6 protein-coding genes are annotated in these 2,925 nt (G+C 31.7%); all 6 read left to right on the top strand.

Features of this window, described 5'->3' with window-relative positions:
- A partial coding sequence (locus AC1DSL_RS16915; protein WP_477533102.1) for a hypothetical protein occupies positions 1-240 on the top strand: 240 nt, incomplete at its 5' end.
- Positions 241-432: 192 nt separating this feature from the next.
- Positions 433-642: a multiubiquitin domain-containing protein gene (locus tag AC1DSL_RS16910; RefSeq protein ID WP_477533101.1), complete on the top strand. Its 210-nt coding sequence runs from the start codon at positions 433-435 to the stop codon at positions 640-642.
- 80 nt (positions 643-722) lie between these two features.
- Complete coding sequence (locus AC1DSL_RS16905; RefSeq protein ID WP_477533100.1) at positions 723-965, top strand: hypothetical protein; 243 nt, start codon at positions 723-725, stop codon at positions 963-965.
- Positions 966-1,028: 63 nt separating this feature from the next.
- Complete coding sequence (locus AC1DSL_RS16900; RefSeq protein ID WP_477533099.1) at positions 1,029-1,286, top strand: hypothetical protein; 258 nt, start codon at positions 1,029-1,031, stop codon at positions 1,284-1,286.
- 116 nt (positions 1,287-1,402) lie between these two features.
- Complete coding sequence (locus AC1DSL_RS16895; protein WP_477533098.1) at positions 1,403-1,636, top strand: hypothetical protein; 234 nt, start codon at positions 1,403-1,405, stop codon at positions 1,634-1,636.
- Positions 1,637-2,015: 379 nt separating this feature from the next.
- On the top strand, positions 2,016-2,925 hold a 910-nt coding region (locus AC1DSL_RS16890; protein ID WP_477533097.1), incomplete at its 3' end, for a tyrosine-type recombinase/integrase.

Raw genomic sequence — 2,925 nt, 5'->3', positions numbered from 1 at the left:
TTATTTGGAGAAGGGGAGCAGACAATGAAAAAGTATGTACCTGCAACAAAATTAGATAAATCATATCTTCTGAATCAAATAGCTGTATTTGAAGGAAAAGTGTACATGAGAGAAATTGAATGTGGAAGCTATTACTCACAATATGGGGACTTAGAAATAAATAACAACTCATATTTTACTGAAGAACTTCTTGATTTTGAAGGATTAAATGTGAAAATTACAATTGAAGTCATCAAATAAAAAGCGAATTTAGAAAGGATGATGTATTGGAGTGTATGAATTGCGGAAGAGAGACTTCTGAGTGGGTTAGATATTGCCCACCTTGTATTGAAGAAGAAACATTGGAAATCAATGAGATGAGGATTAAACAGGGGAAAGATCCATACATGGATTTGGAAAATAGTCAGTAGAACCAAAAGGAGTGATAAGAAAATGGTAGTTGTAAATGGTAGTCATTTTGTTTTTGAGAAAGAAGAGATATCTTACGAAGATGTTTTGAAGTTGCTAGGATTGCCTAACAGAGATTATTCCGTTGTATTTACAAAAGGTAGAAACGGAGAAAAAGGAATGCTGATGCGTGGTCAAAGCACAAAAGTAATTAATGGAATGAGGATAAACTGCGACATGACTAATAACGCATAGTCCAACCAAACTAAGAAATAAAACTAACATTTTACGGTACTAGATAGCTTATTGTATAATGGCACTAAGGAGTGATTCAAGTGAAGAAGATATATCTTAACCCATCTGAAGCAATGAAAGAGCTAAGAAATGGTGCAACAATCAGATTTGATCAAAATGACGGATATTCAACAATCAAAAAATCTTCAAAAGACTCTTATCGGTTTAGTGTATATATAGACAATCAAAAAGAACCTGAAGTACATRAAGGTAAAATTGCGAGTGTAATAAAGACATTTAACAGTCCAGCATTTAAAGAAGGATTGTATGTGGAAGAGGAATGACTTCTTTCACTAATACTTAAATAAATATATTATAAAATAACATTCAAAGGAGATGAAGAAATAATGGCACTAGATTTAAACGGATGGGATATGCACGATATTGGTGTAGCGATGAAAGGTAAATCATTCTTTGAAATACTTAGCCTATATAAAGATAAAGAAAAGCAATTATCAACAAAAGGAGTAGAATATCTTCAGGCATTCAAGGACAAGAATGATACCGCTAAGGATCGAATTGAAAAGGAATTTGACCATTTAGAAAAAGAAAAGTGTGTCATTGCTTTGCATATTGCCGAAGTGGTCACTAAAGAAGGCAAATAAATGAACTGTTTTAAATGGAAATTAATTAACTATTAGTTTCCATTTTTATTGACATTGTTTGTGTTATAATTTATTATTATAAGTAACAACAAATTATAGAAAGAAGGAATGTCCAGATGAACGTTTATGACATGAGTAACAAACAACTTGTAGAGCTTTATGAATTAGCACTAAAAGGTAAGAAGTATCACCTGTCATTGGATCAGGATATRCAGCTATTAGAAGTATATAACGAGTGTTTTGGGCGACAAGATGAATCCATGAACAATCATATGTACAATCATTTAGTGGAACACATGAGAGAAGAAATGACAAATCGCTTCATTGATAATGTATCATATAATAATTAAACTTAATTAAACAATTATAAGAAAGTGGGTATCACATTTGGAAAATCAGCATACACTACAATATAAGACTCCAGAAGAGATTGAAGCATCACGAATGAAGCCATGTAAAATAGTTATAAATAAATTATAAATTAATTAAGAAAAGGGGTTTAAAATAACAGAGAGTGTGGTAAACTAAATGTACAGAAGAACGAATTATAAGACAATACAGTCTTGGAACATTCGTTCTCTTGGATAAGGACATGAGGCAGCATGAGCTGACACAAATTACAAATCATGTCTTTATCTAAGGGAGCGAATACAAGATGATTAGCGTTAATAAGAAAGAAATCATAAATCAACATAACAGACAGATAAGAAAGGAATGGGGTATATTAAAATGACTAACTTAGCAACAGTAACACAATTTCAAACCAAGGCAGGTAAAGCAATTGAAGATTTTCTATTTGAAAGAAGCAAGCGATCAGAAGATACATCTAAGAGCTATAGAGGAGACATTAAGCGTTTCTTATCAGATGTATATGATAAATCAATTAGCACTATAACAGCAGAAGAATTAGAGGTTTTGGATTATGATTCATTTAACTCTTTCTTAAATGGACTAAGTAAGAAATCCAACAGTACAGTTAATCGACATTCAATTAGTATTAAGTCTTTGTATAAGAATCTAAATGCAAAGAAGGTAATTCAATCAGACTTAACATTCTTTGAACTAATTGAAAACCTACAGAATAATCCTAACTCTTATGATTCAATCCCAATGGAAATCGCTGAACAATATTTAGAAGCAACACAACATGAAAAGAACAAGCAACTTGAGAAGAAACTCATCATTAAAACAGCAATTGACACTGGGCTACGTGAATCAGAATTACGTGAATTAGAGTGGTCACAATTTAAACCTGATGGTGAAAGAGTGTATCTTTCTGGTGTAGGTAAGGGAAATGTGAAGTATTTAGAGCCAATTAGCAAAGCATTCTACGAAGAGCTATTACAACTTAAAGTGGAAGGACAGAAGAAAGTATTTACCTTAACTAAAAAGAACATTACAGATATGATGGCACGATTTAAATACAAGTTTAAACATGAGGATAGAAATTACACTTTCCACTCATTCAAAAAAACAGCAGTAACTAACACTTATCGAATCACAGGATCAATAACAGATGCTCAGAAGAAAGGTAAACATAAGCATTTAACAACTACTCAACTTTATCTACAAGAAGAAGAAACAAAAATGACTGGATATTATTCATTAGAAGGCAACTTAAATCATAATCTATATAAAG

It is taken from the genome of Paenisporosarcina sp. P4_D4 (assembly GCF_056401835.1).
The sequence above is the reverse complement of the archived record's forward strand: the minus strand, read 5'-3'. Positions and strand labels throughout refer to the sequence as shown.